Source organism: Actinomycetota bacterium (genome assembly GCA_035759705.1).
Classification (GTDB): domain Bacteria; phylum Actinomycetota; class CADDZG01; order JAHWKV01; family JAHWKV01; genus JAJCYE01.
Genome location: DASTUJ010000116.1, coordinates 1 through 3,928, shown reverse-complemented (window position 1 = coordinate 3,928; position 3,928 = coordinate 1). Strand labels below are relative to the sequence as shown.

General features: G+C 65.8%; 3 protein-coding genes. All 3 read right to left on the bottom strand.

The window, feature by feature from the left end:
• Nucleotides 1-80: 80 nt before the first annotated feature.
• Nucleotides 81-1,088, bottom strand: a complete 1,008-nt coding sequence (locus VFV09_07925; protein HEU4867638.1) for a DNA polymerase domain-containing protein — start codon at nucleotides 1,086-1,088, stop codon at nucleotides 81-83.
• A gap of 229 nt (nucleotides 1,089-1,317) precedes the next feature.
• Complete coding sequence (locus tag VFV09_07920) at nucleotides 1,318-2,646, bottom strand: phosphotransferase (protein HEU4867637.1); 1,329 nt, start codon at nucleotides 2,644-2,646, stop codon at nucleotides 1,318-1,320.
• On the bottom strand, nucleotides 2,643-3,928 hold a 1,286-nt coding region (gene treS, locus VFV09_07915; protein ID HEU4867636.1), incomplete at its 5' end, for a maltose alpha-D-glucosyltransferase. The genes treS and VFV09_07920, both read right to left, overlap by 4 nt.

The window sequence follows — 3,928 nt, the reverse complement described above, 5'->3', positions numbered from 1 at the left end:
GGGGCTATCACTACCTGTGGCTGGTTGCTCACGTTCTGATGGTAAGTCCTGGGTCCCTAGGGGTCCAGCTAAATCGTCCGCTACTTCTCCCTCTTGGCCTTCGACGGCTGGACCCGCTTCGGCTCGCCCGGCATCTTCGGGAAGTTCGGGGGCCAGGGGGCGTCGCCCTCACCTCGCTTCTCGTCCTCAAGTGACAACTGCAACAGTGAGTCGAGTGATCCGATCACCCCGTCGATCGCAGCGTCCGGGTCCTTCGACACGAACCGCTCGGGGACCGTTGCGACGGTCCAGTCTGCGGGCTCGACATCAGGGACCTCGTCCCAGTCGAGCGGCGTGGACACCCGCCCATCGGGCTTCGGCCGAACCGAGTACGCCGAGGCTACCGTGCGGTCCCTGGCGTTCTGGTTGTAGTCGAGGAACACGCCGTGCCGCTGCTCCTTCCACCAGGCGGTGGTCGCCAGCGGGTCCCGGCGCTCCACCTCCCGGGCCAGCGCCAGGGCGGCCCGGCGGACCTCGGTGAAACCCCAGAGCGGCTGGATCCGCACGTTGATGTGGATTCCCCGCGAGCCCGAGGTCTTCGGGAAGCCGGTCAGGCCGTGCTCGTCGAGCACCTCCTTGACCACCATCGACACCTCCCGGACGTGCTCGAACGGGATGCCCGGCGTCGGGTCGATGTCCACCCGTAGCTCGTCCGGACGATCCAGGTCGGTCCGACGGACCGGCCACGGATTCAGGTCGATGCACCCGAGGTTGATCGCCCACACCAGGTGGGCCTCGTCGACGATCGTCAGGAACTCCGCCGACCGGCCGCTCGGGAACCGGACGATGGCGGTCTGGATCCACTCCGGCCGGGGCGACGGCACCCGCTTCTGGAAGAAGAAGTCGCCGTCGGCGCCGTTGGGAAAGCGCTTGAGAGAGGTCGGCCGGTCGTAAACGCCCCGGATCGCCCCCGGAGCGACGGCCAGGTAGTAGTTCACCAGGTCGAGCTTGGTGACTCCGATCTCCTTGAAGAAGATCTTGTCAGGGTTGCTAACCTTGACCTCGTGACCGTTGAGCTCGAGATAGTGCTCCGACTTGGACGGCGCCATGCCTGCGACCTTAGCGCAGCTTCGGCCGCCGGGGCGGTATCCAGATGATCGGCCCGGGGGGCACGCTACAGGGCAGCGAGACCTGATCGCGAGGATGCGGGCTCGCATGAATCGGCCGGCATGCGCTTGAGGGCATCGATCGCGCACAAGCACAAGCGGATCCGCGCGGAGGACCTGGGGGAAACAGATTGCCTCGACGAGAAGTGGCGGAACCTGCCGGGCGGCCCTGCTAGTACAGGCTCTGGATAGCCGCCATCGGGATCTTCACCCATTCCGGCCGGTGGGCCAGCTCGTAGCCGATCTCGTAGATGCCCCGGTCCAGCTCGAACGCCTTCAGGACCAGGCCGAAGTTGTCCTCGTCGGTGGGCAGCAGTCCCCCGGCCTCCCTGGCCGCCCGGAGATAACCGTCGACGAAGGCGCCCCGGTTGCGCTGCTCCCACTCGTGCGCAAGCTCCTGCGCCACCTGCTCCTGGTCCTCCTGTTCGGCGGCAGCGGTCCAGGTCGCGTAGTGCAGTGAGCGCAGCATCCCGGCTACGTCCTTCATCGGCGACGTGGGCATCCGCCGTTCCTCCACCGGCCTCGACGGCTCCCCGCCGAAGTCCAGGACGAACCAGCCGGTGTCGGTTCGCATGACCTGGCCCAGGTGCATGTCGCCGTGGATGCGGATGGCCGGACCGCAGTCCTCCAGCGCCGCCAGGCGTTCGAACATACGACTCGCAGCCTCTTTGTCCAGGTCCGGGTGGTCGATCCTCTCGAGCTGGCCCTCCATGGCCTTGGCCCACTCGGCTGAGTTGCCCGGGAAGGTCCCGAAGGCTTCGGCCAGCGCGGCGTGGAGCTTCCCGGTGGTGGTGCCCAGACGAAACGCCTCGGCGGCGAAGTCGCCTCCGGAAACCCACGGGTCGGCCCGGCTGCCGAACATGTCGCGGAGCGACGTCAGCGCCATCGCCCAGCCTTCGACCCCGCCGGCCAGGTACGGCTGCACCATCCCCAGATCGGTTCCGTCCTTCCGCCAGACCCCCAGCGGCGCGGCGACATGGGGGAATCCGACCCTTCCCAGCGCCTCGGTGACCTCCAGGTCCAGGTTGACCTTCTCCGACAGGGTCCGGAAGATCTTGAAGACCACCTGGTCGTCGTAGATGAGCATGGTGTTGGACATCTCGGCGGTGATCGGACGCACCCGGGCCGGCTGGAGGATGTCGGGGAACAGCTCCTTGAAGAGTCTTCGGGAAAGCTCGGTGTCACGCACTGCCTCGTAGGCCCAGACGGGGCCCTCGTCGGTGTTCAGCTCGCCCAGCAGGGCCTCGGAGTTGCCCTCCAAAAAGGTCAAGGTCCAGTCGGCGGGGCGAAGGCCGATCAGGACGTTGTACCGCTCGTCGTCGATGCCCGATGCCTTGACGACCGCCTCGACCCGGATCAGCGCCGGCCACTCCTCCCGAACCAGGTCGATGACCTCGGGGTTGATCTCGACGAGTTCGTGGCCCTTGCCACCGAACCACCTCTGGAGCGGAAGGAAGCGCTCGAGCGCCTGGATCAGGTCGTCCCGGTCGACGGATTTCATGCGTCCACCAGCTGGAACCAGTAAAAGCCGTGCTCCCCGAGCGTCAGCAGGTAGGGCAGCTCACCGATCTTGGGGAACGGGACTCGCCCGATCATCTCGACGGGGGTCTTGCCCTGGAAGCGGCCGAGGTTGAGCTCGACGGGTTGCGCAAAGCGGCTGAGGTTGTTCACGCACAGGATGATGTCGTCCTCCGTTTCCCTGATATAGGCCAGGATCGACGGGTTCTGGTTGCTGAGCACCTCCATGGCGCCGGTTCCGAAGACCGGGTGGTTTTTTCTTACCACCAACATTCTTCTTACCCAATGTAGAAACGAACTAGGGTTCCGCATCTCCGATTCGACGTTCACCGCCTGGTAGCCGTAGACGGGATCCATCAGCGGAGGCAGGTAGAGGCGGGCGAAGTCGGCGCTGCTGAAGCCGCCGTTGCGGTCCGGGGTCCACTGCATCGGGGTGCGCACGCCGTCGCGGTCGCCGAGGAAAACGTTGTCCCCCATGGCGATCTCGTCTCCGTAGTACAGGATCGGGCTGCCCGGCAGGCTGAACAACATGGCGTGGAACAACGCCATCGATCCGAGGTTGTTGTCCAGCAGCGGCGCCAGCCGGCGGCGGATGCCGAGGTTCAGCTTCATCAGGGGGTCCTTGGCGTACTCGTTGTACATGTAGTCACGCTCTTCGCCGGTGACCATCTCGAGCGTCAGCTCGTCGTGGTTGCGCAGGAAAAGCGCCCACTGGGCGCCGTCCGGGATCGGGGGGATCTGAGCGAGGATTTCGGTGATCGGGTACCGCTGTTCCCGGCGTAGCGCCATGAACATCCGGGGCATCAGAGGGAAGTTGAAGCACATGTGGCACTCGTCGCCGTCGCCGAAGTAGTCGACCACGTCCGACGGCCACTGGTTGGCCTCCGCCAGCAGCACCTTGCCCGGGTACTCGGAGTCGATGGTCGCCCGCAGGTGCTTGAGGTACTCGTGGGTCTCCGGCAGGTTCTCGCCGTTGGTGCCGTCCCGCTCGAACAGGTAGGGCACCGCGTCCAACCGGAAGCCGTCCAGGCCGAGGTCGAGCCAGAAGCGGACTACGTTCATCATCGCTTCCCGCATCTCGGGGTTGTCGTAGTTCAGATCGGGCTGATGGGAGAAGAAGCGGTGCCAGTAGTACTGCTGGCGCACCGGGTCCCAGGTCCAGTTCGACGGCTCGCTGTCGGTGAAGATGATGCGCGCGTCCTGGTAGCGCTCCTCGGTGTCCGACCACACGTACCAGTCGCGCTCGGCCGAGCCGGCGGGCGCGT